The organism is Actinacidiphila guanduensis, from assembly GCF_900103985.1.
Classification (GTDB): domain Bacteria; phylum Actinomycetota; class Actinomycetes; order Streptomycetales; family Streptomycetaceae; genus Actinacidiphila; species Actinacidiphila guanduensis.
Genome location: NZ_FNIE01000012.1, coordinates 76,508 through 102,526, shown reverse-complemented (window position 1 = coordinate 102,526; position 26,019 = coordinate 76,508). Strand labels below are relative to the sequence as shown.

General features: G+C 71.2%; 21 protein-coding genes and 1 pseudogene. 12 read left to right on the top strand and 10 right to left on the bottom strand.

The genetic code is table 11. The features are described from left to right. Positions 1-101 precede the first annotated feature (101 nt). Positions 102-3,017 carry an AAA family ATPase gene (locus BLR33_RS25240; RefSeq protein ID WP_093786900.1) on the bottom strand — a complete coding sequence of 972 codons (2,916 nt, stop codon included), beginning with the start codon at positions 3,015-3,017 and terminating at the stop codon, positions 102-104. 880 nt (positions 3,018-3,897) lie between these two features. Between BLR33_RS25240 and BLR33_RS25235 the strand changes: the two genes are divergently transcribed. Beyond that, a complete protein-coding gene (locus BLR33_RS25235) occupies positions 3,898-4,668 on the top strand; it encodes an RICIN domain-containing protein (protein WP_143031750.1) in 771 nt (256 codons plus the stop codon). 23 nt (positions 4,669-4,691) lie between these two features. On the opposite strand, the gene BLR33_RS25230 is transcribed toward BLR33_RS25235, so the two are convergent. Further along, positions 4,692-7,565 carry a helix-turn-helix transcriptional regulator gene (locus tag BLR33_RS25230; RefSeq protein WP_143031749.1) on the bottom strand — a complete coding sequence of 958 codons (2,874 nt, stop codon included), beginning with the start codon at positions 7,563-7,565 and terminating at the stop codon, positions 4,692-4,694. Between the two features lie 235 nt (positions 7,566-7,800). After that, positions 7,801-8,412, bottom strand: a complete 612-nt coding sequence (locus tag BLR33_RS25225) for a TetR/AcrR family transcriptional regulator (RefSeq protein ID WP_093786897.1) — start codon at positions 8,410-8,412, stop codon at positions 7,801-7,803. Between the two features lie 265 nt (positions 8,413-8,677). Between BLR33_RS25225 and BLR33_RS25220 the strand changes: the two genes are divergently transcribed. The 4 genes from BLR33_RS25220 (at position 8,678) to BLR33_RS25205 (ending at position 12,476) form a co-directional block, all read left to right on the top strand. Beyond that, the gene (locus tag BLR33_RS25220) at positions 8,678-9,610 is read left to right on the top strand and encodes an alpha/beta hydrolase family protein (RefSeq protein ID WP_093786896.1); all 933 of its coding nucleotides are present in this window, start codon (positions 8,678-8,680) and stop codon (positions 9,608-9,610) included. A gap of 41 nt (positions 9,611-9,651) precedes the next feature. Beyond that, complete coding sequence (locus BLR33_RS25215) at positions 9,652-10,527, top strand: LLM class flavin-dependent oxidoreductase (protein WP_093786895.1); 876 nt, start codon at positions 9,652-9,654, stop codon at positions 10,525-10,527. After that, positions 10,524-11,492: an alpha/beta hydrolase gene (locus BLR33_RS25210; protein WP_093786894.1), complete on the top strand. Its 969-nt coding sequence runs from the start codon at positions 10,524-10,526 to the stop codon at positions 11,490-11,492. Before BLR33_RS25215 ends, BLR33_RS25210 begins: the two co-directional genes overlap by 4 nt. Positions 11,493-11,579: 87 nt before the next feature. Then, a complete protein-coding gene (locus BLR33_RS25205; protein ID WP_093786893.1) occupies positions 11,580-12,476 on the top strand; it encodes a cyclase family protein in 897 nt (298 codons plus the stop codon). Between the two features lie 136 nt (positions 12,477-12,612). On the opposite strand, the gene BLR33_RS25200 is transcribed toward BLR33_RS25205, so the two are convergent. After that, positions 12,613-13,671: a Glu/Leu/Phe/Val dehydrogenase family protein gene (locus BLR33_RS25200; RefSeq protein WP_093786892.1), complete on the bottom strand. Its 1,059-nt coding sequence runs from the start codon at positions 13,669-13,671 to the stop codon at positions 12,613-12,615. A gap of 79 nt (positions 13,672-13,750) precedes the next feature. Between BLR33_RS25200 and BLR33_RS25195 the strand changes: the two genes are divergently transcribed. The 3 genes from BLR33_RS25195 (at position 13,751) to BLR33_RS25185 (ending at position 15,262) form a co-directional block, all read left to right on the top strand. Then, positions 13,751-14,224, top strand: coding sequence for an Lrp/AsnC family transcriptional regulator (locus tag BLR33_RS25195; protein WP_093786891.1), 474 nt, complete (start codon positions 13,751-13,753; stop codon positions 14,222-14,224). 357 nt (positions 14,225-14,581) lie between these two features. Continuing rightward, positions 14,582-14,977 carry a carboxymuconolactone decarboxylase family protein gene (locus tag BLR33_RS25190; RefSeq protein ID WP_093786890.1) on the top strand — a complete coding sequence of 132 codons (396 nt, stop codon included), beginning with the start codon at positions 14,582-14,584 and terminating at the stop codon, positions 14,975-14,977. Between the two features lie 60 nt (positions 14,978-15,037). Beyond that, positions 15,038-15,262: a helix-hairpin-helix domain-containing protein gene (locus tag BLR33_RS25185; RefSeq protein ID WP_245771650.1), complete on the top strand. Its 225-nt coding sequence runs from the start codon at positions 15,038-15,040 to the stop codon at positions 15,260-15,262. Between the two features lie 190 nt (positions 15,263-15,452). Here BLR33_RS25185 and BLR33_RS25180 read toward each other — a convergent pair whose 3' ends face one another. Beyond that, on the bottom strand, positions 15,453-16,055 hold the full coding sequence (locus BLR33_RS25180) for a hypothetical protein (protein WP_176930457.1): 603 nt from the start codon (positions 16,053-16,055) through the stop codon (positions 15,453-15,455). A 665-nt stretch (positions 16,056-16,720) separates the two neighbouring features. Between BLR33_RS25180 and BLR33_RS25175 the strand changes: the two genes are divergently transcribed. After that, positions 16,721-16,933, top strand: coding sequence for a substrate-binding domain-containing protein (locus BLR33_RS25175; protein ID WP_093786888.1), 213 nt, complete (start codon positions 16,721-16,723; stop codon positions 16,931-16,933). Positions 16,934-17,104: 171 nt separating this feature from the next. On the opposite strand, the gene BLR33_RS25170 is transcribed toward BLR33_RS25175, so the two are convergent. Then, entirely contained in the window at positions 17,105-18,376 is a 1,272-nt protein-coding gene (locus BLR33_RS25170) for an MFS transporter (RefSeq protein WP_093786887.1), read from the bottom strand. A 108-nt stretch (positions 18,377-18,484) separates the two neighbouring features. Between BLR33_RS25170 and BLR33_RS25165 the strand changes: the two genes are divergently transcribed. After that, positions 18,485-19,411 (top strand): LysR family transcriptional regulator, encoded by a 927-nt coding sequence (locus BLR33_RS25165; RefSeq protein ID WP_218136697.1) that lies wholly within the window; start codon positions 18,485-18,487, stop codon positions 19,409-19,411. 116 nt (positions 19,412-19,527) lie between these two features. Here the strand turns inward: BLR33_RS25165 and BLR33_RS36300 are convergent. Beyond that, a pseudogene (locus BLR33_RS36300) lies at positions 19,528-19,946 on the bottom strand (transposase); the annotation flags it as partial. A 195-nt stretch (positions 19,947-20,141) separates the two neighbouring features. On the opposite strand from BLR33_RS36300, the gene BLR33_RS36295 reads away from it, so the two are divergent. Beyond that, the gene (locus BLR33_RS36295) at positions 20,142-20,402 is read left to right on the top strand and encodes a tyrosine-type recombinase/integrase (RefSeq protein WP_322987194.1); all 261 of its coding nucleotides are present in this window, start codon (positions 20,142-20,144) and stop codon (positions 20,400-20,402) included. A gap of 94 nt (positions 20,403-20,496) precedes the next feature. Here the strand turns inward: BLR33_RS36295 and BLR33_RS25150 are convergent, their stop codons facing one another. Then, on the bottom strand, positions 20,497-22,620 hold the full coding sequence (locus BLR33_RS25150) for a DNA gyrase/topoisomerase IV subunit B (RefSeq protein WP_093786884.1): 2,124 nt from the start codon (positions 22,618-22,620) through the stop codon (positions 20,497-20,499). A gap of 425 nt (positions 22,621-23,045) precedes the next feature. Between BLR33_RS25150 and BLR33_RS25145 the strand changes: the two genes are divergently transcribed. Continuing rightward, positions 23,046-23,276 carry a DUF7455 domain-containing protein gene (locus tag BLR33_RS25145; protein WP_093786883.1) on the top strand — a complete coding sequence of 77 codons (231 nt, stop codon included), beginning with the start codon at positions 23,046-23,048 and terminating at the stop codon, positions 23,274-23,276. A 125-nt stretch (positions 23,277-23,401) separates the two neighbouring features. Here BLR33_RS25145 and BLR33_RS25140 read toward each other — a convergent pair whose 3' ends face one another. Together BLR33_RS25140 and BLR33_RS25135 are read right to left on the bottom strand one after the other, a co-directional pair. Next, entirely contained in the window at positions 23,402-24,238 is an 837-nt protein-coding gene (locus BLR33_RS25140; RefSeq protein ID WP_093786882.1) for a S1 family peptidase, read from the bottom strand. A gap of 101 nt (positions 24,239-24,339) precedes the next feature. Continuing rightward, positions 24,340-25,911, bottom strand: a complete 1,572-nt coding sequence (locus tag BLR33_RS25135) for an RNA polymerase sigma factor (protein ID WP_093786881.1) — start codon at positions 25,909-25,911, stop codon at positions 24,340-24,342. Between the last annotated feature and the right edge of the window lie 108 nt (positions 25,912-26,019).

Genomic DNA, 26,019 nt, shown 5'->3' with positions numbered 1-26,019 from the left:
CACATCGGTACATGACCGACTTGTCGGGCCCCTGTCTGCTAGCCGCAGGGAAATGTGGCACCCGCCGGCCGTGCGACGGCCTCGCCCCACCTCGCCCCACGTCACCAGTCGGCAGTCGCCGCGCCCCTGCGGAGCACGGCGGCAACGAGCTCCGTACGCGAGCGCGCCCCGGTGCGGGCGAACAACCGGGTCAGCCGATTGGCGACCGCGTCCGGACTGAGCCCGAGCACAGCGGCTATCCGACGGTTCGTCAATCCTTCGGAGACCAAAGTGGCCAGCAACCGGTCGCCCTCCGACGTGGCCCGGTCCTGGTCGGGCACCGGCACCCTGGCCCGCCGCATGTCGGCCCGCGTCCGGAAGCGCCACAGCGGAGCGCCCACCTGGCCGAAGAGTTCATACGCCTCGGTCAGCAGCGCCGCCGGGCTCTCGCCGAGCCGAGCGGCGGCCAGCAGCGTCGTCGCGGTCTCGAACGGCTGCCCCCGGTCGCGGGCGAGCGCGACGGCGTCCGTCAGGTATTTGCCTGCGGCGTCCGCATCGCTCACCGCGTGCAGCCGGGCCGACGTCACCAGCCACAGCAGCCGGCTCCGCCCGCTCTCCGTCCGCGCCGCGATCTCCTCCAGCCGCCGCAGGCACGCCGCCGCGCCCCTCAGGTCCCCCCCATCGGCGAGCAACACGGCCAGCTCGGCGAGGAGTTCGTCGACCGCGAAGACCTCGCCGTGTGCCCAGGCGGTCTCCAGGCCGCGCCGCAGCACCCGCACGGCTTCCGCCACATCGCCGAGCATGCGCGCCATGTCGGCTTCCGCCCGGTCCAGCAGGTGGCGGGGCTCGGCGGTCCCGCCCAGCCCGTCGCGGATGTCGGCGATCAGCCGCCGGGCGGCACCGATCCGGCCGCGGGCCAGGAGTATCACCGTGGCACGCTCGGGATAGAGGTGGAGGTGCAGGCTGGACGCGACCGGGTAGCCGTTCGCCCGCAGCCAGCGCAGGTGCGCCATCGCCTCGTCCCACCGGCCCTCCAGCCGGCGCCACTGGAACCGGGCGTGGACGGGCATGTCCTCGACGGTCAGCCCCCGTGCGGCCAGCAGGTCCTCCGCTCCCCGCAGATCCCCCGAGTTGAGGAGCTGCTGCACCTGGGCCAGGGTCACCGTGTACCGGCCGGGCTCGGACATCAGGCCGATCTCCGGTGCGGCGAGGAATCGCCGGAACCGTTCCGGACGCCCCAGCACCAGTTCGGCCATGCCCCGGCAGACCTCGGGCAGCACGCCGGCCGCCCCCGCTCCCCACTGTCCTTGGGATCGTGCGTGGACTCTCTCTGCCGCCCGCCACCTGCCGAGCGAGCACAGGGCCAGGGCACGGCCCAGCCGGACAGCCGCGGGAGGCAGCCGCAGCGGCCACCACCAGCGCGCCTCGGTCATCCGGGACAGCTCTTGGAGATCGCCCGCGGCGGAGGTCGCCCCCACCAGCGCGCTGAGGCAGATCTGGACGGTCTCCTCGTCAGGGCCGCCGCGCCCGGCGGCCGCCTGCAGCAGCTCCTCGACGGCCCCCCGGACGGAACGGTGGTCGGCCACAAAGGCAGCGTGCAGGGCCCGGCTGAGCAGCAGTCGGTCGCGAGTGGCGGTCTCGCCGGCCATCTGCCCGGCTGCCTCCAGCCAGCGCAGCGCGCGGCTGCGTCCGGCGCCCCGGCTCGTCCGCCCCACGGCGGCGACGAGTTCCGCCACCGCCCGCCCGGCGTCGATCATCCGGCCCGCCTCGACGATCCGGTCCGGCAGATAGGTGGCCGCGTCCGCCTCCGCCACGACGCGGGCGGCCCACGCCGGGCCGGCCGTCCCGTCGCCGGGCTCGCCGCCGGCCGCCCACAGCTCCTCCACCGCCGCCGCGGCCAAGCGGCCCCGTTCCATCGGCCCCAGCCGCTCCCGCAGGACGTGTTCCGTGAACGGGACCGTGAACGTCCACCCGCGGGCGGCATCGCCTTCCCGCTCCGGCAGCTCCTCGACGATCCCCGCCCCGACCAACTCATCGAGCCCGGCCCGGACTTCGGCCGGCGACAGCCCGGTCACCCCGGCCGTCAGCCGGAGTGCGGCCCGGCCCAGCGGCCACAGGACACTCAGGGCCGAGGCGACCGTGGCCGCCGACTCACCCAGCACGCACAGCGCCTCGGTGAAGCGATTGTCCTCCGGACGGGCAGGCAGCAGGGCGGCGATGTCGAGGAGCGCCTTCTCCCCCGCCCTTCGCATGTCGCCCTGCCGGGCCCACTCGGCCAGCAGGGCGTCGACGGCGGCGGGCACGCCCCTGCTCATCCGGTGCACCAGCCCGGTCAGCGCGTCGTCAGGAGCCGTCGGCAAGCGCCCGGCCAGTATGACGGCCACGTCCGCCGCTGCCAGCCGCCCCAGTTCGATGACGTGCGCGGCGGGATGACGCGCCGGCAGCCCGGCCGCGTCGGCGCCACCCGGCACCGCCCTGCGGCTCACCGCCCCGCCGGGCCGAAGCAGCGACAGCACCAGACGTACGCCCGGCGCCGCCCGCGCCATGTCGAGCACGCCGAGCAGTTCGACGGAGGAGGGGTCCGCGTACTGCACGTCGTCGACGAGGACGACCGTCGGCCCGGCATGTTCCAGCGCACCGGTGAGCGCGTCGGCGGCCGCCGCCCGGTCGCCGTGTTCGACAGCGGCCAGCATCCCCGCGAGCGGGTCGCCCCCCCGCCGTTGTCCGCCCGGGGCGACCCGGCGCTGCTCCAGCGCCATCGCCAATCGCAACGCCAGCAGGTAGGGCCGCCGGCCGTCGCCGGGCTCGCAGTCCACCGAGAGGACCACGTGGCCCGCCGCGCGCTGCCGCCGGGCGGTGGCCCGCAGGAAGGCGCTCCGCCCGGAGCCACGTTCGCCGAGGACGAAGACGAGTCGCGGCCCCTCGGGGTCGTTCAGGCTCCGGTCGATGTCCTGCGATTCCCGGTCCCGGCCGGTGAGGGTGTCGGCACTCACCGGCGCCGCGCCCGCCGGGGGCTCCATGACGGCGATGTCGCTCACCTCGCCTCCTCCTGGTGGCGGCCGACGGCCGCGTACGCCATCGGCGCGAAGCGGCCGGGCCGGGTGGACACCGCGTCACGACGGCTCGCCGGTGGGGTCGGCCCATGGGAAGGCATGCCGGTCTCCTGATGGTTCGGGTCCGGGCACGGCCTCCGCGCGGCGAGGCGGCGGACACGACGCCGTTCCCGGAGGCGGCGTCGCAACGGCGCGACCCGGCGGACCGGACCGCCGGGTCGCGGTCGCGGGTCGCGGCCGGCCGTGACCGGACCCGGTCCGGATTATTTTCACCTGCAGCCGCAGGTGGGAAGCCACCGGGCGACGCGCTGCCTGTCTGTGCGGATCGGTTCTGTACGACAGGGAAGAAGGCGGCACGCGGACCCCTCAGCAGGTCGGGCGCACCGTCCCGGCGGGCTAACATCCGTCACCGGGCGAGCCCGGTCCCGGCCTGTGCCCGGTTGGTTGCTCCCAACCCCTTCCAAGGAGGCGCGCCGTGTCTTCCTCGTCTTCCTCGTCCTCCTCTTCATCCTCGTCATCCTCGTCATCCTCGTCATCCTCCGAGCAGCGAGATCCCGCCGGCGGCGCCGAACACCCGGGAACCCCGGCCGGTACGCCTTCCGCGGGAGGCGGTGAGGCGGGGCCCCGGCCTGGCGCCGGTGCCGGTGGCGGTGTCGGCACAGCGGTCCGTTCGCTGCTGCGGCGCCCCCGCACGGAGGTGAGCCTGCGGCCGGATCCCGGTTCGCCCGCCATCTGGGACCGGGACGACCACGTCCTGCCCACCGCGGCCGGTGGACCGTCCGGGTCCGGCGGCACCGCGAAGCCGCCGGGGCGTCCCACGCGTACGGTCGTGTGGGCCGCCATCTGCGGCGCTACACTGCTGTCCGTGCCCTTCGTGGTGGTCACCGCCGGCGCGCACGGCGACAAGCCGCGCGGCAGCACGCACACCACGCTCGCCGACAACGACCGGCCGGCGGCCGCCGCGCCCGGCACCGTGGCCGCCACGCTCCCGCCGTCGCCCTCCCACACCCCCTCATCCACCCCTACGCCCTCCCACAAGCCGTCGCACGCGCCGTCGAGGCCGGCCGGACATGTCACCGGCCACACCTCGCCCCGCACCACCAAGGCGGCCCCGCCGCCGGTCAGGGCGAGCGCACCCCACAAGCCCACCGTCGGCGAGACCTTCGGCGGCGCCGACCATGTCCTGCTGAAGAACCTCGCGACCGGCATGTGCGCGGATCTGCCGCAGTACGGCAAAGGCTCCGTCGGCGGGGTGATCGACCAGTACGACTGCCGGGCCGGCGCCGCCGACAACCAGGAGTGGGCCCTCAAGGTCGTCGGCACCCCCAAGGGCCCGGGCGGCGCGCGCCTGTTCACCATCAGCAACGACACCGACCGTCTGTGCATGGACATCCCCTGGTACGGCGTCGAGCCGGCCGGCACGAGGGTGACGGAGTACACCTGCGACGCCACCACGGACGACAACCAGCTCTGGTACCTGGCCTCCGGCCAGGGCGACCACTACCGCATCCGCAACTACGCCTCCGACAGCATGTGCCTGGGGGTGGCCGGCGGCGCGGGAACCCCGCACGGAGTGAGTCTGATCGTCGAGACCTGCGCGTCCACCTCGGACGACTGGGCCCTCACCACCGGCTGACGGGGGCCACGACCCGCGGTCCGTCACCGACGTCGCGGGTCCGCCGGCAGCCCGAGCCCGGCGAGGCGTCCGTCCAGCCAGGCCGCCGCGAGTTCCGACCGCGAGCGGCAGCCGGTCTGCCGGAACAGCCGGGTCAGGTGCTGTTCCACCGTCTTCTCGCTGCACGCCAGCCGGACGGCGATCTGCCGGTTGGTCGCGCCGCCGCCGACCATCTCGACCAGGCGCAGGTCCAGTTCGCCCGCCCCTTCGTCGGCGGCGCGCCTCCTGGGCGACGAGAGGGTCAGACCGTACGCCCTCGCCCGGTGCCCGAGCGGGGACCGCTCGATGTGCCGGGCGCCCAGCGCGTGGGCCTCCTCGATCGCGGCGGCCAGCCACAGCTCCGGTTCGCTGTCGGCCAGGGCCCCCATGTCGAGGCAGAGCAGCCTCAGCGGCAAGTCGCCCCGCTCCCAGGCCAGGTCGAGCACCTGCCGGACGCGGTCCGGGGCGCGGCGCAGCACCGACCTGGCGAGCAGCAGCACCTCACCGGCTCTCGGTGAGCCCGACTCCTCGTACAGCGCCTCCAGTTCCGACACGGCCCGGTGGGTGATCTCCGGCCGGTCCTCATAGCCGCCGTACAGGAAGAGCCGTCCCAGGAGCCGCTCCAGGCCCTCCAGCAGACCGCTCTCGCGCGCCCGGCGCACATCGCGCCAGCCGCCGTCGAACGCCTCGTCCGGGTCCCCCGACCGATAACGCACCCCCAGCCGGACCCAGCCGCCCAGCGGATGCACCACGGTGTCGGGAACCTGGCCCAGCCAGGCCAGGGCGCGCTGCTGGTCCCCCGTGGCGCAGTGGATCTCGGCTGCCAGCACGCGGGCCAGCACGCTGGGGCCGGCCGCCCCCGGGCCCCGGACGTACGCTTCGATGCGGCGGGCGCACGCGAGGGCCTCCTCCCAGCGCCCGGCCCGGTACGCGTCCACCATGGCGTGGTAGCGCTCGGCGACGGTTCCCCAGCCCGTCCGGCACACCTCGCTCAGGACCGCGGCGAACGCGCCCGCCAGGTCACCGTAGCCCGCGGCGATGCGCATGGATTCCAGGGCCGCGTCGCCGAGCGCCTGCGGCAGCAGGTCATCGCGAGCCGCCCGCAGCGCGTCGCCGCCGCTGACGACCGCGGCCAGGAGCCGCAGGTGTGCGGAAGACGGCATTGCGGCATCAGGAGGGCAGACCGCGCTGTGCGCAGCGATGACGTCCGGCCCGCCGGCCGGCTGTGCGGCCCGGCGTTGCGCGGGGACCCGTGCCGGCGCGTCCCGGTGCGGCCCGGGCATGACCGGCCCGATCCCGTAGCGGCTGCCCAGCGCGGCCAGTTCGGCGCCACCGGGCAGCTGCCGTACGACTCTCCAGGGCTCCGCGCCCTTGCCGTCCGCCCAGAGGTGCTCGTACAGCGCGGCCACGCCCCATGTTGCCGCGGGGTCGGCCAGGTCGGCCGGAACGGCGTCCGGCCGGGCAGCGGCGGTGGCGCACAGCGGCTCACCCAGGGCGAGCAGACCGGCGGGATCCGCGTTGCGCCAGGCCAGCACAGCCGCCGTCTGCAGGATGCCCACACGGCCGGGGTCATCCCCCGGCAGCCGTCGGAGCGCCGCCAGGTAGGCCCGTACCGCGCGGTCCGGCGCTGTCCCGGCGTAGGCACCCGCGGCCGTCAGCAGCAGGCGGGCGGCGTCCGCGTCCTCGACCAACTCCCCCGCGGCCACCACGTGTTCGGCCAGCCGCGGATGGTCGGCACCGGCCGCGGGGCCCATCCGACCGAGCGCCGACGCGACGATCCGGGCATGCGCCGACGGCAGGTCGGGAAGAGGCGGTGGCGTCGCCCGCAGCGCCGCGGCGAAGGCCGGCACGGCGAACGCCAGGCCGCCGGACCCGTCGATGGTCAGCACGCGATGCGTCACCAGCCAGTCCACGGTCCGCGCGACCGCGGCGGCGTGCCCCGGCTTCCACCGCGCCATGTCCTGCACATCGCTCAACCGGAAGTCAGCGGCGCCGGTCAGGTGCGCGAAGACAACCGTACGCATCAGCACTTCCTCATCCAACGGAAGGCCGGGGCAGGCGACTCGGCACACCTCCGCCAGGGTCCCGGTCGGGCGGAGGCAGTCCTGTCCACCCACCAGCAGGATGCGGCCGTCCAGTTCCAGCAGCCCGGCGTCCTCCACCAGCGCGTCAAGGACGCACAGCACTGCCTGGGGATTACCCGCCAGCGGCCCGAGCGACCGCGTGACCGCCTGCGCCACCTCCGGTTCGGTGGGGCGGCCGAGCCGCTGCTCGACAAGTGCCCGTACGTCGTGCCCGGTCAGCGGCGCCAGTTCCAGCACCCGGTCGGCGGCAGCGAGCAGCCCCGGGTCGGCGTGGCCGGGCGTCTGCGTGTCGTAGGCCATGACCACCGGCAGGCCCGCGGGGCGGAAGGCGCGGAGCATCAGGCCCAGTGCCGAGGCGGTCTTCGCGGGCATCCGCTCGCAGTCGTCGAGGACGAGTGCGAACGGGACGTAGTGGGCCGCGTCGGCCAGCATCCGGCCCATGGTGGACAGCACGGTCAGATCGCCGTCCCGTCCGTCGGTTCGCAACTCCGCCCGGCGGATCTCGGTGATCCGCACCGGGAGCCGGCCGTCATGGATCCCGGCGAGCACCCGGCAGACGGCGTCGACGAGGGCGGGTACCCCGGGTTCGCCTTCCGCGGACTCCCAGGCCAGCCGCCGCACCGTGACGCCTTCGCCGGCCGCGATCTGCCATGCCTCCTTCAGCACGGCCGACTTGCCTGCTCCCGCGGCTCCGGTGATCGCCAGCGTCCGCACGGGCCCGACGCCTCTCAGCGTGTCGGCCACCGCGCCGACGTCGTCGTCCCTTCCCACCAGAGTGGACCGGTGCTGTGACAAACCATCACTCCTTCCACGCCAGGCACATGCGCACGCACAGATACTTCTCCATCGTTGTAACGTCCGCCTTCCGGGGAGCCATCCAGGCTCCGACAGAGATACAGACGCAGAAAAAGGAAGGCCGGCCCGCCGGCGGCACGGCAAGCCGTCGCGCCGGCGGATGCCCTGGGCAGCGCACCGGCGAGCCTGCGCACCCGCGGATGGGCCCGGGTGCGTCACGCGCCGACGCAGAACACTAGGTCGGCTCGTTGCCCGCCGCCGGCGGGGCGGCCTGGGCGAGGCCGTCGAGCAGCAGGTCGATCATGTCGTGAGCCCGGTAGTCGGGGAAGGTTCCCACTCCGATGCACAGATTGCCGATGCCGAGCATGAAGTCGTAGGCCCGTACGTCGGCGCGCGTGGAGCCGGCGGCGGCGGACGCTTTCAACAGCTGGTCGAGCACGGGCAGCAGGCGTTCGACGAACTCGTTGTGCAGGGCCTCGAATCCTGCTTGGTCCGAGTGCAGCGCCTCGGCAAGACCGTGCTTGGTGACCAGGAAGTCGGCGAACCGGTGAACCCACCGCCGCAGGACCTCGTACGGCGCGCCGCCGGCGGGCTCCGCATGAGTGACGGCGGAAAGCGCGTCGAGCTGGTGCCTGAAGACGGCGACCACCAGGTCCGCCCGGGTGGGGAAGTGGCGGTAGATCGTGCCCATGCCGAGGCCCGATTCGGCGGCGATCTCCCGCACGGGTGCGTCGATCCCCGTGCGGACGAACACGGCCGCGGCCGCGTCCAGGAGCTTGCGCTCGTTCCGGCGGACGTCGGATCGCTTGCGTGCCGCAGGGGTCGGCGGTGTGTCGGCGGTGGACATCGGTGGTACCTCCCACTTGCGAAGCGGAGCGCAATTCCGTATTGTAAGTCGGAGCGACGCTCCGTATTCCAATGATGCCAGACGCCGCGCGGCAGCGATCGGTGTCGCATCTCCCCATCAGCGGTCGAGTCGTCGCAGGGCCCCGGGTGGCCGAGTTCCTCGACCCGCCCCAGCGGCGCCCACATGACAGCCATGCCCGGAGTTCCTGGGCTCTCCGATCCTGCGAACGACCGGAGCAACCACCCTTGAAAGGCAGGACGCTCCCATGAGCGACACCACGTCCGCCGGCGGCGGCAACGACGTCACCACCCCGGTCATCTCCATCCGGCCCGTCGCCCTGGCCGCCCCGGACCGCGGCCAGGACCTGCACGTACGGGTCACCGCGCCGACGACCGGCCAGGAACTGCCCGTCGTCCTCTTCTCGCACGGCATGACCCTGACCATGGACGACTACGCGCCGCTGGTCGACTACTGGGCCGCCCGCGGGTTCGTCGTCGTCCAGCCCACCCATCTCGACTCGCTGGGCCTGCCCCCCGACGACCCGCGCACCCCTCTCATCTGGCGTATCCGCACCGCCGACCTGACCGGCATCCTGGACCGGCTCGACACCGTCGAAGCCGGCGTACCCGGGCTGGCCGGCCGTATCGACCGCGACCGCATCGCGGTCGCCGGGCATTCCTGGGGCGCACAGACCGCCAGCACGCTCGTGGGCGCACGGGTGGTCGGCGCCGACGGCATTCCCGGTGAGAGCATGACCGATTCGCGCGTGAAGGCGGCGGTACTGCTGTGCCTGCCCGGTACCGGCGGGGCCGACCTGAGCCCGCTCGCCGCCCAGTACTTCCCCTTCATGAGCCCCGATTTCGCCGAGCTGAAGACGCCCAGCCTCATGGTCGCCGGCGACCGTGACCAGTCCCCGCTGACGGTGCGCGGTCCTGACTGGTTCACCGACGGCTACCGGCTCAGCCCCGGGGCCACCGATCTGCTGACCCTGTCCGGCGCGGAACACGGACTCGGCGGCATCCAGGGATCCCACGACACGCGGACCACCGACGAAAGCCCCGAACGTGTCGCGGTCGTCCAGCAGGCCACCCTGGCGTATCTGCGTACGGCGCTGGGCCTCGACGACGACGCCTGGCCGGCCGCCCGTCGGTCGCTGGCCGCGGCCGGTGACCCGCTGGGAAGCGTCGATTCGAAGTGACCGCGACTCTCGCCTCGGCCGGGGAACCCAGTTTCGGAATCATGACCGCTCCGGCCCAGGTCGCCTATGCCGACGTCCTTCGGGTCTGGCGCGAGGCGGACGGCATCCCGCAGATCGAGCACGCCTGGCTGTTCGACCACCTCATGCCGCTCGGCGGCGACCCGAACGGGCCCGCCTTCGAGGGCTGGACCCTGCTGTCCGCTCTCGCCGCCCGCACCGAGCGGTTGCGGCTCGGGGTGATGGTCACCAGCAACAGGTTCCGTCCCCCGGCCGTGCTGGCCAAGATCGCCGCCACGGTCGATGTCGTCTCCGGCGGTCGGCTCGAGTTCGGTATCGGCGCCGGCTCACGGCCCGAGCCGGCCGCCCGGCGCGAGTACGCGGCTCACGGCCTTCCCTTCCACGACCCCGTCCATGCGGTCGGCAGCCTCGCCGAGGCCTGCGCGATCATCCGCAGACTGTGGACCGAGCCCGCACCTTTCGACTTCCGCGGCGACTACCACCAGTTGACGGGCGCGTTCTGCGCTCCCAAACCCGTCCAGCGCCCGCACCCGCCGATCCTCGTCGGTGGCCAGGCCACCCCGACGCTGCGCGTGGCCGCCGAACACGCCGACGTGTGGAACATGCCCGGCGGCAGCATCGACAAGGCGATCGAGCGCAGCACCCAGCTGGACCGGCTGTGCGAAGAGATCGGCCGCAACCCGGCCGAGATCACCCGTTCCATCGTCCTGCCCGTCTCCTACGACCGGCCCCGGGACACCCGCCACGCCGTCCGGGCGGCGCTGGACGGCGGGTTCGGCCACATCGTCCTCGGACTGCCCGCGCCCTACCCGACCGAGGTCGCCCGCTGGGCCGCCGACACCATCATCACCCCCCTCTCCGGCAAGACCACCGCCCCTGAACCGAGGAACCACCGATGACCGGAACGCACCCACCGCTCGACCCGGAGCTCGCCGCAGTGCTGTCCGTCGTGCACGAACACCTGTCACCGACCATCACCGCCGAGGACATCGAGGGCCTGCGGGCCCACCCCATGTTCGCGGTCCGCGACGAGGATCTGGCCCGCGACGGGACCGTCCACCTGCAGAACCTGTCCGTACCCGGCCCGCCCGGCGCCCCCGAGATCTCGCTGCTCGTCCTCAGGCCGGTGGACGCGGCGCCGGGCGCGCCCGTCTTCTACTACATGCACGGCGGCGGCATGATCATCGGCGACAACCGCACCGGAGTCGGCGGCGTGCTGGACTGGGCGGTCGACAACGGCGCAGTGGTGGTGTCGGTGGACTACCGCCTGGCACCGGAACACCCCGATCCGGCCCCGGTCGAGGACTGCTACGCGGGTCTGCTGTGGACCCACGAGCATGCCGCCGAGATCGGCGGCGACCCGGAGCGCATCGTCGTCACTGGGGCGAGCGCGGGCGGCGGGCTCGCGGCCGGCACAGCCCTCCTGGCACGCGACCGCGGCGGCCCCCGGCTGCTGGGTCAACTGCTCATGTGCCCGATGCTCGACGACCGGCTCCTCACGCCCAGCAGTCACGAACTCGACGGCGAGGGAATCTGGGACGCCACCAGCAACAGGACCGGGTGGAACGCGCTGCTCGGCGACCGCAGGGGCGGTGACCGGGTGAGCGTCTACGCCGCCCCGGCCCGGGCGACCGACCTGACCGGCCTGCCCGCCGCGTTCGTCGATGTCGGCTCGGTCGAGACCTTCCGCGACGAGGACATCGACTACGCAGCCCGGCTGCTCCAGGCCGGCGTCCAGACCGAACTGCACGTGTGGCCGGGCGGTTTCCACGGATTCGACGGCATGGCGCCACAGGCCTCGCTGTCGCGGACCGCATCGGCGACCCGGGCCGCGTGGGTCCGGCGGCTCCTGACCACCAGCTGACATCCAGCAGACGGAGCCGGCGCGAACGCGCACGGCGCCGAACTCCTTTGCCCGACCGACCACAGAGAATCCTGAGAGGAACGAACGATGGACACGGACGACGTCGCCGGACCGCACGGAGAAGGATCTCCGACCAACCGGGGCCGCTGGGGCGCCGACGACGACCGGGGCACCCTGAACTTCATCACGGCCGCGGCGCGGGCCCGCGGCGTGGCCGAAGCGACGACAGGCCGTGTCGTCTCCCTGGCTCACCCGATCACACCGGTGCCCATGGCCGCACCCGTCGCGTTCGCCGAGCACGGCATGCCGTCCGCGGTCCTGCAGGCACTGACGTTCATCGGTTCGCCCACCCCGGCATTGACCGATGTGCTGCTGATCAACGTCCACCACGCACGGTCGACGCACATCGACGCCCTGGCGCACATACCGGTCGACGGCACCGTCTACCCCGGCGTCTCCGTCTCGGACGCCACCGCCGGGGCGACGGTCAGCCGGAGTTCGTCGTCGGCGTTCATCGACGGGATCGTGACCCGGGGGGTGTTTCTCGACCTCGCGCCGCGAGGACGTCTTGCCGAGAACCATGTGGTGACCGCGGACGACCTGGCGGCGGCCGAGGAGCGCCAGGGAGTGCGAGTCGAGTCCGGTGACGCGCTCGTCGTGCGCGGCGGATGGGTCGCCGCCGACGATCCTTTCGGCCCCTTGCCGACCACCTCGCTCAGCGCCGTCGCGTGGATGGCGGAGCGCGAAGTGAGCCTGTACGCAGGCGACATCGGCGACAAACTCCCCGAACCGTCAGGCCCGGCACCCGCGTTGCACAACACGGCCCTCGCCCAACTGGGGATGCCGCTGATCGACTGTGCCAACGTGGCCGGGCTCGCGCGGGTGTGCGCCGAGATCGAGCGGTACAGCTTCCTGTTCGCAGTCGGCACGATTCCCGTACGCGGCGCCACCGGACTCCCCGTCAACCCCCTCGCCGTCTTCTAGGTGTGCTGTTCCACCGCCTGCCCGGGCCCGGACAAGACCGGAAGCGGAGATCACACCATCACATGACGGCGCAATGACGTTGCCCCCCGTGCGACGCCGGCAGTGGCGTTGGCCGGGGACGTTCCCACCTCGGCCGTCAGGGCCCCTGAACCTGCGGGGCGGCCGAAGCGAGCCGGGCCTCGGCGATCTGCTGGGCGGCCCGGTGCGGGGTCACGCCGGTCGAGCGGGCCAGGTCGAGAATGTGGCTGACCGTGTCGCCGATGCCCTCCACCCGCTTGCGGGCGGCCTCGTGGCTGTGGCTCTCCGACTCCCGGCTGAGCGCGTAGACGATGCCGCCGGCACTGGCGACGTAGTCGGGTATCCACACGACGCCGTGCGCTGCGAGGGCATCGGCGACGGAATTCACGGTGAGCTGGTTGTTGGCCGGGCCGACGACCAGAGGGGCGGCCAGCCGGGGCACGGTCTCTTCGCTGAAGACACCGCCGACGGCCGCCGGGACGAAGATGTCGGCGGGTGCGGACAACGCCTGATCGGGCTCGACCCATCCGTACCCGTTCGCCAGGGCGGCCTCCCTGCGGGACGGGTCCACGTCCGACACCACGACGCGAGCGCCTTCGGCGGCCAGGCCCTCCGCAATGCCGCCCCCGACCGAGCCGAATCCGCTGATGACCACCGTACGTCCGGCGCAGGAGGAGTCGCCGAACACGTGCCGGGCACCGGCATGCAGGGCGGCCAGAACCCCTACGGCGGTGGGACCGCCGGAATCGCCGGTCCCGCCGTGCTCCTCAGGGGCGCAGTAGGCGTAGGGCGAGAAGCGCTTCAGGACCACCATGTCGTCAGGGCCGGTGCCGATGTCGGGGCCGGTCCGGTACGACCCTTCCAAGGAGGCGATCACCTGGCCCAGATCCTCAAGGGCGGCCTCGCGGACATCGGCGGTGAGTTCGGTGTCCTTGCCGAGGGCGATCACTGCCTTGCCGCCACCGAAGTCCAGGCCGGCCACCGCGGCCTTGTAGGTCATGGCCTCCGACAGGCGCAACGCGTCCGCCAGCCCGTCCTGCCAGGTGTCGTAGCGGCGCAGCCGGCAGCCCCCGACGGCCGGGCCCAGGGCCCGGGAGTGGACAGCGACGACAAGCGGCAGCCCCGAGCGGCTTCCGCGACGGACGACGACCTCTTCATGTGCAAATGATTGGCTCACGCCCACGAAGCTAGACTGACGTGCAGACCAACCGGCGTTGAGCCGAATGAAATTCGGGCCACGGGGCGTGGAGGCAGTCATGGACGAAGTTGATTCGGCGATCGTGCATCATCTGCAAGTCGATGGCCGGCTCTCCAACCGCGCACTCGCGGAGAAGCTCGGCATCGCGCCGTCCACCTGCCTCGAACGCACCAGGCTGCTGCACCGACGCGGGATCATCCAGGGATACAAGGCCCAGGTCTCCCTAAGGGCCCTCAACCGCCCGGTCCAGGCCATGGTTTCCGCCCAGATCCGGCCACTGCGCCGGAACGTCGTCGCCGCCTTCGAGCAGTCGGTGACCCGGCTGCCGGAAGTCGTCTCGGTCTACACGATGGCCGGCAGCGACGACTTCCTCGTGCACGTCACGGCCCAGGACATCGACCATCTGCATGCCTTCCTCCTGGACCAGTTCACCAACCGGCGCGAGATCGTCGGCTTCCGCACCGCGATCATCTACCAGCACCTGACCAACCCTGTTCTCGACCCTCTGCCGCCCACAGACCCGCAAGGCTGACCTCGTTCTCTCCCGGGTCCCCGACAGAGTTTGCTGCCGGGGAGCCGGCGAGCTCGTGCCGACGTGCCTCGTGGGCTGAGCGGTTGGTTCGCCGGAGGAGCCAAGGCCCGGACAAGGCCCCCGTTCCCCCTCGCCGGCGCTGGCGCGACCGGTCGGCGGCTACTGGGCGGACACGGTCGCGGGGGCAGGCGCGGCGAGGCCGGCCCTGCTTCGTCTGGCGGGTCCGCGACGGGCTCGTCGCCGACGCCCACGACTATCTCGACCGCCCCCTCCCGGTCGCGGCCCCGCGGCACGCCTGACACCGCCGCGGCTCCTGACACACCACTCCCGGCACGACCCCTTGGAGAGCAACCCCGCATGTCCGCCAACACCGTCGACCCGGACGAGACCACCGCCGTCCGCCGCCACGGCGAGGACGTCGTGCCGTCACTCAGCGGCGGCGCCCGCCCGACCTCGCTCGACGGCGACTTCCCGTTCCTGGCCAACGCCGTCAACGCCTACGCGGTCGGCGAGGTCTTCGCCCGGGACATCCTCGACGTCCGCACCCGCCGGCTCGCCCTCGTCGCGTCCTTCGCCGTCCTCGGCCTGGGCGACTTCATCAAGATCCACGGAGGCTACGCCCTCAACGCGGCCGCCACCGAGAACGAGCTGAAGGAGATCGTCTACCCGACCACTATCCCCGGCGGCTTCCCCCGCGCCATCCATGCATCGCAGGCGGTCGCCGAACTCCTCGCCTCCCGCAAGGCGGCCTGACACATCGCGAAGCCCGACGGCCGGCACGGCCCCGTAGTCCAGCGGGCCGGTCCCTTGCCCGTGGGGTCGACGGGACCGGGTCCGGCGACCCGCCGTGGGCGTACCAGCGTCCACGGCCTGTCCCAAGAGGCCGCAGCCACGCTCCTGGCCGCCCGTGCAGAACAGCCGTCCCGGGACCTGGACGACGTCGACCGCCGCGCCGGGCTCAACGCGAAGCTCCTCGAACTGCTCGCCACTGCAGGCGCCCTCACCAGCCTCGACGCCGCCCGGCGGGGGGCGACCTGACGGGAGGCGACCTGGCGGGCCGGCGCCCACGCCCCGCATCAGCAGCTCGTGCTGCCTGGCCTCGACACCCACCCCGACGGACCTGATCTGATGCGCGGATTAGCGCGAACGCAAGGCATGGGGCTGCCCCCGACGCTGAGAGGTGTCGGGGGCAGCCCGCTGAGTGAAGGTGCCCTTCCGGGCTTACGGCTCACTCCCAGCCGACGACCTTGAAGTCCTGGTTCACGAAGACGTGGTGCGGCCAGTTGATGCTGATGTTGTGCACCTCGTACTCACCGTCGTCGAGCTTGACGACACGGTCGGCGATACCGCCGGGCACGACGGCCTGGGCGGCCTGGGTGGCCTTGTCGGCGGTCGGGCCGCTGACGATGGTCCCCTCGCCCTCGGTGTAGTCGGGGATGGTGCCGACGGACTTGTCGGGCGACGGCGTGCCTTGTGTGAAGGCGATCACGCCCGCCTTCTCGGACGCCGCGGCGCCGCCGTCGCCGTGCGGCTGGATCTCGACCTTGGACGCCGTGATGGCAGTGCTGTCGACCAGGCCGAGGACGAGGACGCTGGCGCCGTCCTGCACCTGCTCGGCCGAGGTGCGGTGGTTGCTGCGGGTGAACACGGTGTGCGCGTCGTCCGTCGCCGTGACCGAAATACCGGTGGCCGTCTTGAAGGTGAAGCCGGTGGCGGAGGTCGACTGGACGATGCCGGTGGCGCCGCCGTCGGACGGGTCGCTGCGCTGGCCGCCGTCGCTCGGCAGCGCGGTCGGCGTCACGGAGGCGGTCGGCGAGGGAGTGGACGCCATCGAAGTTCCGACCGTGACGAAGCCCGCGAGGGCAGCCGTCGCCGCGGCTCCCGCGATGAGCACAGCCTTCTTGTTCTTCCGGTGGCCCCCCTTTCGGCGCGTGTGGCCGGCTGTACTGGCCCCTTCGCCGTCGTTCGAGTGGGATGAGTTTACTGCAATCACGAAATGGCTCCTCAGCTCGGATTCGAACCATCTCGATCATGACTGCCGAGGATGTGAGAGCAGTTGCATTCTCCTGAGAGCGACCTGTGTTTTTCCGGGTGCGGCATCGGGGTGGCGCGAGGGCTGGTCAGTGGCTTTCGGATTGTTCGCGACCGACTTGACCAGAATTGAGAGCGTCGCAGAACGGGCAGATCGGGGGAGGACCCATTTATGCGCGGCCTGTGGTGCCCGGTGCCGCACCTTTGACCTCTATCATTCTTTGGTGTGATCGCGCGTTATGACCCGATGGTTGCCCTGGCCTGTCCGGCCGGAGCGATCGCTCGCTCGTCGCGCATGGCAGGCCAGAAATACACTCCGGAGGACCAGGCAGACACAGTTGGCGCAGGAGGCGACCTCCTTGAGCCGGACAGCGGACGAAGAAGACCGCGGATGCCCGCGTCCCCGCCTTCGGCTTTTCGACCCACTGGCAGTGAGCATTTTTCCTCAACCCGCAATGGTTCCGCATCGCCGGTCCGCCGCTCACCACGTACGAACTGCCCCTCAGGGAAATGGGGGACATGGCCGCACGCCTGCTCCTGCAGCGCATCGACCAGGAGGACGCCGGCCAAGGGATCGCTCCGCGCGCCGTCCGTTTCGAGGGGCCGTGTGTCGTCCGCGAGTCCACAGCGGCCTGCCGCGCCAAGCCGCTCCCCCAGGCCCTGAGGGCGGGAACCTGATTCGCTCACGGGTGTCTGCGACTGCCCTCTTCCGCCGACCGCGGCCGAGCCCGGTAGGTGGTCGGGCAGCTGCGCGGTCGGGCCTGTCGACATGTGCGACGCGGCGCACGCCGGCTTGCCAGTCCTCCGCAACGACCCTTCGGGGATCGGGTGTACGCGGCGGGAAGGCGGTTACTGGAGTGGCGTGCCCGGCTTGCTCCGGATGTGACGCGCGCTGACGCTGCGGCCGCAAAGCACCACGGCGAGGGCCGCGATCACCACGAACGCCAGCATCGCCGTACGGGCGGGGACGTACTGGGTGGCGATGCCCAGGCCCACCACAGGAACCGACAGTCCGATGTACGCGCCGAGGAAGAAGCCGGCAAGCACCTCGGCGCGTGAGTCCGGCGGCGCGGTCGACCCGACGGCGGTGAGCGCGCCCCGGAAGACCAGACCGCCGCCAGCGCCGGTCAGTACCCCGCCGATCACGAACATGGCCAGGCTGGGCAGCCACATTCCGCCGACGAGGAGCGCGAGCCCCGGCACCAGGACCATAGGTCCGGTACCGAGGGTGCGGGGCATGCCGGCACGGCTCATGGCGATCTGGGCGACGGCACCCGCGGCGAACGCGGCGAACGCCACCGCGCCGGCCACCGCGTGCGAGTGCTGGTGCATGGTGCCGGCCAGGAACGAGGGCGCCAGCGAGTTGAACACACCGAAAACGGCGAAGGAGGCGATACCCGCGGCGGTGGCGAGGAAGAACATCGGGCGGGCGTGTCCCGGTACCGCGATGCGCTGCGGCCGGTACCGCGGTGCGGGCTGCGGGCGTACGGCGGTCTCCGGCGAGACCAGGACAAGGACGGCGAGCACGAACAGGGCAGCCGCGAACAGGATGTAGGGCAGCCGCAGCGGTTGCGGCGCGTACTGGGCCAGGAGCCCGGAGACGAGCGGCCCGAAACCGATGCCACCGAGGTTGGCCGCGGCAGCCACGACCTGCGCACGACGGGATGAGCGCCGTTCAACCGATCGCCCGATGTGCAACTCGGCGAGGTAGGCGGTCGCGGTCGCGGTGGTCAGACCGACGGATATCCCGCTGACAACTCGGGCCACGAGGAGTCCGGCTAGCCCGGGAGCGAACAGGAAGATGAGCGCGCTGACCACATTGATCAGGAGGGCCGGGACGAATACCCGCTTGCGCCCCACCCAGTCCGACACGTGTCCGCCGAAGAAGAGGCTGGCGATGACCCCCACCGCGTACACGGCGTACACCACCGTCAGCATGATCGTGGAGAAGTGGTCACGCCGCTGATACAGCACGTAGAGGGGTGTCGGCACCGCCGAGAAGCCCATGTTCACCAGGAAGGCCACCGCGGCGGCCCAAAACCCGAACGAATGGTGCCGGCGGCGGGCGTCCGAGGGGCGCTTCCCCTCGTGCTCGGGCCCGGCGGTGATGACAGAAGACATGAGGTGGTTCCTTGTCACGTGGTCCGTGAGAGGAGCGCGAAAGGGTTTCCGCGTCCGACCTCATCAGCCTCCGATCCCGACGCTTATGCTGTCCAACGAAAAATATGCATGACGGTAATGGATGCGGAGCATGACATGGAACTGCGAAACCTGGAGCACTTCGTGGCTGTCGCCGAGGAGCGCAGCTTCACCAGGGCCGCCGCACGCCTGCACCTGGTGCAGTCGACACTGTCCGTCTCGGTCCGGTCGCTGGAGCGCGAGCTGGGCAGCAAGCTGCTCGATCGCACGACCCACCACGTCGACCTCACCGATGCGGGTCGGGCCCTCCTGACAGAGGCGCGCACCGCGCTGGCCGCGGTGGAAAGCGCCCGCGACGCCGTCGCCGCGGTCCACGGTGGGCTGCGCGGGACGGTACGCGTCGGCATCATGCATTCGCTGACCCTGATCGACCTGGCCGCAGTACTGACCCGCTACCACCAGGAGCGCCCAGACGTACGAATCGTCCCCAGCCCCGCCCAGGGCGGCTCCATGGAGCTGGCACGCCAGGTGATCGACGGAGAACTCGACCTGGCTTTCGCTGCGCTGCCCAGCGACTATCCAGCCGGCCTGACAGTCCAACCGCTGGCGTCGGAACCGATGCGACTGGCCTGCCCGGTCGGCCACCCGCTCACCGAACGCCGTATCGTGCCGCTCACCGAGCTCGACAACGAGTCGTTCGTCGACTTCCCCCCGGGTTGGGGCACCCGGCTCAGCGCGGACCGAATGTGCCAGAAGTCCGGTGTGCACCGACGGGTCACCGTGGAGGTCGCTGACGTCCCCACGGTCGTCGAGCTCGTCAGAGCCGGGTTCGGCTTCGCCTTCCTGAGCGAGTCACTGACCACGGGCACCCGCGCAGTCGCGCTCTTGCCGGTACGGCCGGAGCCGGTCTTCGAAATCTCACTGATCACGGCGGCCGACCGCCGCCCCTCCGCCGCCGCCCAAGCGCTCATCGACCTCATACTGACCACCTTCGCGGCTCCCCGCCGGGGCGTCTGAACGGCCCATTGGGCGCACGGCACAGAGGCGACCGAGGCGACCGAGGCCATCGTTCCGAACGGCAGCGCGGGAGCCGTTCGACAGGCTCCGGCCCAGTCCCCGCCCGCTGAGAGGAGCTAAACCAATGCGCGGACGGGTCGGTGGGTGATGACGCAGCAGGCGAGCTTGAGGAAGGCCTCGTGGATGTCGTCGCGGACTTTCCAGCGGATGCGCAGGCGCCGGAAGCCGTGGATCCAGGCGTTCGTCCGCTCGACCGCCCAGCGGTGGACGTCCAGGCCGGAGCCGTGTGCTGTGCCGCGGCGGGCGATGATCGGCTCTTCCACAGCATGCGGGGTACTTGTCGTAGTCGTAGCCGCGGTCGGCGTACACCTGCCGGGGGCTGTGCAGGGGCCGGCCCGTCTGCCGCGGACGTGCGGTATCGCGTCCAGCAGGGGCATGAGCCGGGTGACAGCGTTGACGGGTGGCGGTTGCCGCCGGTGAGGGTGACGACCAGCGGGGTGCCGTGCGCGTCGGTGATCACGTGGTGCTCGGAGCCCCACGGTCGGCAGGCCGCGATGCCGCGACCGCCGAAGACCGACCGCTCCTACCGCACCGTGCCACTCCCGAAGATGGCCGTAGAAGCCCTCAAGGCGCACCTGGAGGCGTTCCCGGTGGCGGCTGGCGACAACTGGCTGTTCACCACGCCTGAAGGCGGCCCCATCGCCTCAACGCCTTCAGAAGACGCGTCCGGCTGCCGGCCTGCGAGAAGGCCGGAATCCCGGCAGGCGTTGGGCCGCACGCCCTGCGGCACCACTACGCCAGCCTGCTCATCAAGCACGGCGAGTCCGTGAAAACCGTCTCCGAGCGCCTCGGCCACACCAACGCAGCCATGACGCTCAACATCTACACCCACCTGTGGCCCGACTCCGAGCAACGCTCCCGCGCAGCCGTGGACAAGGCGTACGCGGACAGCCCCCACAAGGGCAACGCGCAAGACCAGCAGGCCGCATAGCCCCTCCCCCGAACCGACCTCACGGCAATTCGGCTGCGGACTCTGTGCGGACCGCAAGGGTAGTCCCGGGCCCGCCCACACGCTCCGCCGCGGGTCAGACGTCGATCCGCGCGCGGTCCAAAGTGCCCGCCGAGTTGGTGATGAACTCCTTACGGGGGGCCACCTCGTTGCCCATCAGGAGGTCGAAGGCGCGCTCGGCGGCTTCGAGGTCGCTGATGTTGATGCGGCGCAGGGTGCGGTGGCGGGGGTCCATCGTGGTCTCGGCCAGCTGGTTGGCGTCCATCTCGCCGAGGCCCTTGTAGCGCTGGATGCTGTCCTTGTAGCGGATGTTGCGCCGCTGGAGGTCGAGCAGGGTCTGCCGCAGCTCGTTGTCCGAGTAGGTGTACAGGTACTTGTCCTGGCCCTTCTTGGGCTGCACCAGCTCGATCCGGTGCAGCGGGGGCACCGCGGAGAAGACCCGGCCCTCCTCGACCATGGGCCGCATGTAGCGCTGGAAGAGGGTCAGCAGCAGGCAGCGGATGTGGGCGCCGTCCACGTCGGCGTCCGCCAGGAAGATCACCTTGCCGTACCGCGCCTGGTCGATGTCGAAGGTGCGGCCGGAGCCGGCTCCTATGACCTGGATGATCGCGCCGCACTCGGCGTTCTTGAGCATGTCCGAGACGGAGGACTTCTGCACGTTGAGGATCTTGCCGCGGATCGGCAGCAGCGCCTGGAACTGGGAGTTGCGGGCGAGCTTGGCCGTGCCGAGCGCCGAGTCGCCCTCCACGATGAACAGTTCGCTGCGCTCGACGTCGTCGCTGCGGCAGTCGGCGAGCTTGGCGGGCAGCGAGGAGGTCTCCAGGGCGGTCTTCCTGCGCTGCGCCTCCTTGTGCTGGCGGGCGGCGATCCGGGTCCTGGCGGCGGCAACGGCCTTCTCCAGCACGGCCCTTGCCTGCGCCTTGGAGTCGCGCTTGGTGGAGGTCAGGAACTCCTTGAGTTCCTTGGCGACGACCGCGGCCACGATCCGGTTGGCCGCGGAGGTGCCCAGCACCTCCTTGGTCTGGCCCTCGAACTGCGGCTCGGCGAGCCGGACGGTGACCACGGCGGTCAGGCCCTCCATGGCGTCGTCCTTGACGATGTCGTCCTCGGCGACCCGGAGCAGCTTGGTGGCGCGCAGCACCTCGTTGACCGTCTTGGTGACCGACCGCTCGAATCCGGTGACGTGGGTGCCGCCCTTGGGCGTGGCGATGATGTTGACAAAGGAGCGGGTCGTCGTGTCGTAGCCGGTGCCCCAGCGCAGGGCGATGTCGACGCCGAGTTCGCGGGTGACCTCGGTGGCGGTCATGTGGCCGCGGTCGTCGAGGACCGGGACGGTCTCCTTGAAGGTGCCGGTGCCGGTGAGCCGCAGGACGTCGCAGATCGGCTTGTCCGGGGCGAGGTACTCGCAGAACTCGCTGATGCCGCCGTCGTAGTGGAAGACCTCCTCGACAGGCTGCTCGGACTCGATGCCGCGCTCGTCGCGCACCACGATCGTCAGGCCGGGGACGAGGAAGGCGGTCTGCCGGGCCCGCTGGTGGAGCGTCTCCAGGGAGAGCCTGGCGTCCTTGAGGAAGATCTGACGGTCCGCCCAGTAGCGCACGCGGGTGCCGGTGCGGGTGCGGGGGATCTTCTTCGTCTTCGTCAGGCCGTCGGCGGGCTCGAAGGGCGCGTCGGGACCGGGCCCGCTGAAGACGCCCGGCACACCGCGGCGGAAGCTGATCGCGTAGGTGTGGCCGCCGCGGTCCACCTCGACGTCCAGCCGCGCGGACAGGGCGTTCACGACGGAGGCGCCCACGCCGTGCAGGCCGCCGGAAGCCGCGTACGAGCCGCCCCCGAACTTGCCGCCGGCGTGCAGCTTGGTCATCACGACTTCGACCCCGGACATGCCGGTCTTGGGCTCGATGTCGACCGGGATGCCGCGGCCCTGGTCGCGGACCTCGACCGAGCCGTCGGCGCCGAGGACGACCTCGATGTGCTCGCCGTTGCCGGCCAGCGCCTCGTCGACGGCGTTGTCGATGATCTCCCACACGCAGTGCATCAGGCCGCGGCTGTCCGTCGATCCGATGTACATACCGGGCCGCTTACGGACCGCTTCCAGCCCTTCCAGGACGAGAAGGTGCCGCGCGGTGTAGTTGGAGCCGTCGCGATCACCAGCGCCCGCCAGCAGCGCGGAGGATGGCACGGATGTTTCGGCGGTCACGCGGACAACTCCTCGATCCAGGTCTTCAGCTGTTCAGCCATGTCGGTGAGAGGGTACCGAGGCGGAGCAGGTGGGAGCTGTCGCGACCCGGTATCCGGCCTCTCATCCTAGCCCTGGTCGATCAGGCGTTCGATAACCCGCACGAGTGATACACATGTCACGTTCCCAAAGAGGCATGAACCATTTAGGCTCCGGGCACGTCCTCTCCAACAACCCGGCACCCAGTCGGGGGGCAAGTCCGGACACCGCACCACACATGCCCCCATAACGCAGCATCTGACGCACCTGACTCCTATTCGCCGCCAATCGGTAACACCCAGTCACCCCGAGGTCGGTTTCGAGAAAAAGCCGTCAGCGGGAACGTTTTCGGCCTGGTTGGATGTTGACCCTGGTACGACAGCTCGTCGAGCTAGAGAAGAGGCGACGTGACTACTGTTCTGACCCCCGCGAGCCCGCTGACGGCGGGAGACCGCTGTGACCGCTGCGGCGCTCAGGCCTACCTGCGCGTCGTGCTCATCAGCGGTGGAGAGCTGCTCTTCTGCGCCCACCACGGCCGCAAGTTCGAGCCCGAACTGAAGAAGATCGCAGCCGAGATACAGGACGAGACCGGCCGGCTCACCGAGACCCCGGCGTCGGCGGGAGCGGACGAGCGCTGACACACCGCACCAGCGACGAGTTCTGACCGCGGGCGGATGGACCCCACCAGGGGGTGTCCGCCCGCAGGCATGCCCACTGTGACGCCGGGCTCACCGGTCGTCACCTGACGCGTTCCGACGTGCGCTCACATGTGCTCGGCCACCAGGTCGGCCATGGCGGACACGCGCGTGTACACGCCGGGGTATCCGGCAAGAGCGCAGCCGTTGCCCCAGGAGACGAGTCCCACCAAGCGGCCGGCCACGACCAGTGGGCCGCCGCTGTCCCCCTGGCAGGCGTCCCGCCCGCCACCGTCGACCCCCGCGCACACCATGGACGCCGGCTGGTAGGTGCCGACGGAGCCGCCGGGGTAGGCGTGCTCGCAGTCGCTGTCCGCGAGGATGTCGACGCTCGCCGTGTGCAGCGTCGTCGGGTAGTCGCCGTTCCCCGTGGTGTCACCCCACCCGTACACCTCGGCGGGAGTGCCCGCCTGGTAGTCGGCGGTGTCCGAGGACTGCGCCAGCGGGATCGAGGCGCCGCTCGGCAGGTCGTCCGCAAGGGTGACGACCGCGATGTCGTTCGCGTTGGTCGTCTGATCGAAGTCCGGGTTCACCCAGACCTGCGACAGCTGAAGCTCCTCGCCACTGTCGCCACTGAGGTCCGTACGGTCGGCGATGACCCGCAGATCGGGCAGTTGGTGCCAGTCGTCCACACCGAGGGCCTCCTCGCCGAAGCAGTGCGCCGCCGTGACCACGGTGCGCGGCCCGACCGCCACACCTCCGCAGAACTGACCCGAGCGGTCGGCGCCGAACCGCGAACGGCTGGAGAGCGCCACCACCCAGGGTTCCTGCTGCGTGGTCGTCGGGGTGCCGCCGACCACGACCTCGTGGGCTGCCGCCTGCCCGGCCGGCAGCACGAGGGGCACGGCAAGGGCGGGCAGCAGCCCGACTATCGCCGCGATGACGGTACGGACGCGGAAACGCATACGGCCTCCTGACTCTGTGAACAACTCCGTGCACCCAGAGTTGTCCACCGGTCAGGAGGCCGCATCCGCAGATCGATCGGCCGCGCCCCGAAGGGGACGGGTCAGTCGAGGTAGTCGCGCAGCACCTGGGAGCGCGACGGGTGGCGCAGCTTGGACATCGTCTTCGACTCGATCTGGCGGATGCGCTCGCGCGTGACCCCGTAGACCTTGCCGATCTCGTCCAGCGTCTTGGGCTGCCCGTCGGTGAGCCCGAAGCGCATCGAGACCACGCCCGCCTCGCGCTCGGAGAGGGTGTCGAGGACGGAGTGCAGCTGTTCCTGCAGAAGCGTGAAGCTCACCGCGTCGGCGGGCACCACCGCCTCGGAGTCCTCGATGAGGTCGCCGAACTCGCTGTCGCCGTCCTCGCCCAGCGGGGTGTGCAGCGAGATGGGCTCGCGGCCGTACTTCTGGACCTCGATGACCTTCTCGGGGGTCATGTCGAGTTCCTTGGCCAGCTCCTCCGGGGTGGGCTCGCGGCCCAGGTCCTGGAGCATCTGCCGCTGGACGCGCGCCAGCTTGTTGATGACCTCGACCATGTGCACCGGGATACGGATGGTGCGCGCCTGGTCGGCCATCGCGCGGGTGATCGCCTGGCGGATCCACCACGTGGCGTAGGTCGAGAACTTGAAGCCCTTGGTGTAGTCGAACTTCTCCACCGCGCGGATCAGGCCCAGGTTGCCCTCCTGGATCAGGTCCAGGAAGAGCATGCCGCGGCCGGTGTAGCGCTTGGCCAGCGAGACCACCAGGCGGAGGTTCGCCTCCAGCAGGTGGTTCTTGGCCCAGCGGCCGTCCTCGGCGATGATCTCCAGCTCGCGCTTGAGCTTGGGGGCGAGCTTGTCGGCCGCGGCGAGCTTGTCCTCGGCGAACAGGCCGGCCTCGATCCGTTTGGCGAGCTCGACCTCCTGCTCGGCGTTGAGCAGGGGGACCTTGCCGATCTGCTTCAGGTAGTCCTTGACCGGGTCGGCCGTGGCGCCGGCGACGGCGACCTGCTGCGCGGGCGCGTCGTCCTCGTCGTCGTCGGAGAGCACGAAGCTCTCGGACTCCGGCTTCTCCGGCTCCTCCTCGCCGACCTTGCCGGGCGCCACGTCCTCCAGCAGCTCCTCCGCCTCGACCGCCTCGTCCTCGCCCGGCTGGGGGGCCGCGGTCTTCTTGGCCGCGACCTTCTTCGCAGGGGCCTTCTTGGCAGCCGTCTTCTTGGCGGCGGTCTTCTTCGCAGGCGCCTTCTTGGCTGTGTTGTCCGCCTCCACCGTGGGCTCCACCGTTGTCTCGGCCTCGACCACCGCCTGTGGGGCGGGGGCCTTGGGCGCTACGGTCTTCTTGGCTGGGGCCGCCGCCTTGGTGGCGACCGTCTTGGTGGCAGTACGCTTCGCCGGGCTCTTGGCTGCGACGCTCTTACGGGTGCGCTTGGGCGCCTCAGCGGCTGTCACCATCAGCGTCACACCCTCCTCGTCGAGGACCTGGTTGAGGCTGCGCAGAACGGTCTTCCACTGGGTTGCCGGAATCTCCGCTTCGAACGCCCGACGCACGTCGTCAGCGGAGATCTGGCCCTGGGCCTTTCCCTGCTCGATGAGCGCCATCAGAGACTCGGATTCGGCGATCTCGGACGGGAGCGTACGGGATGTGCTGGCCGACACGAACAACCTCTCGGAACGATGGGAACGACTCGGTGGAACCGCACGGTCATCCGACGCCGGACCCGGCATCGGATGTTCCGGTGAACATTCCGTGTGCGGCAGCCACCT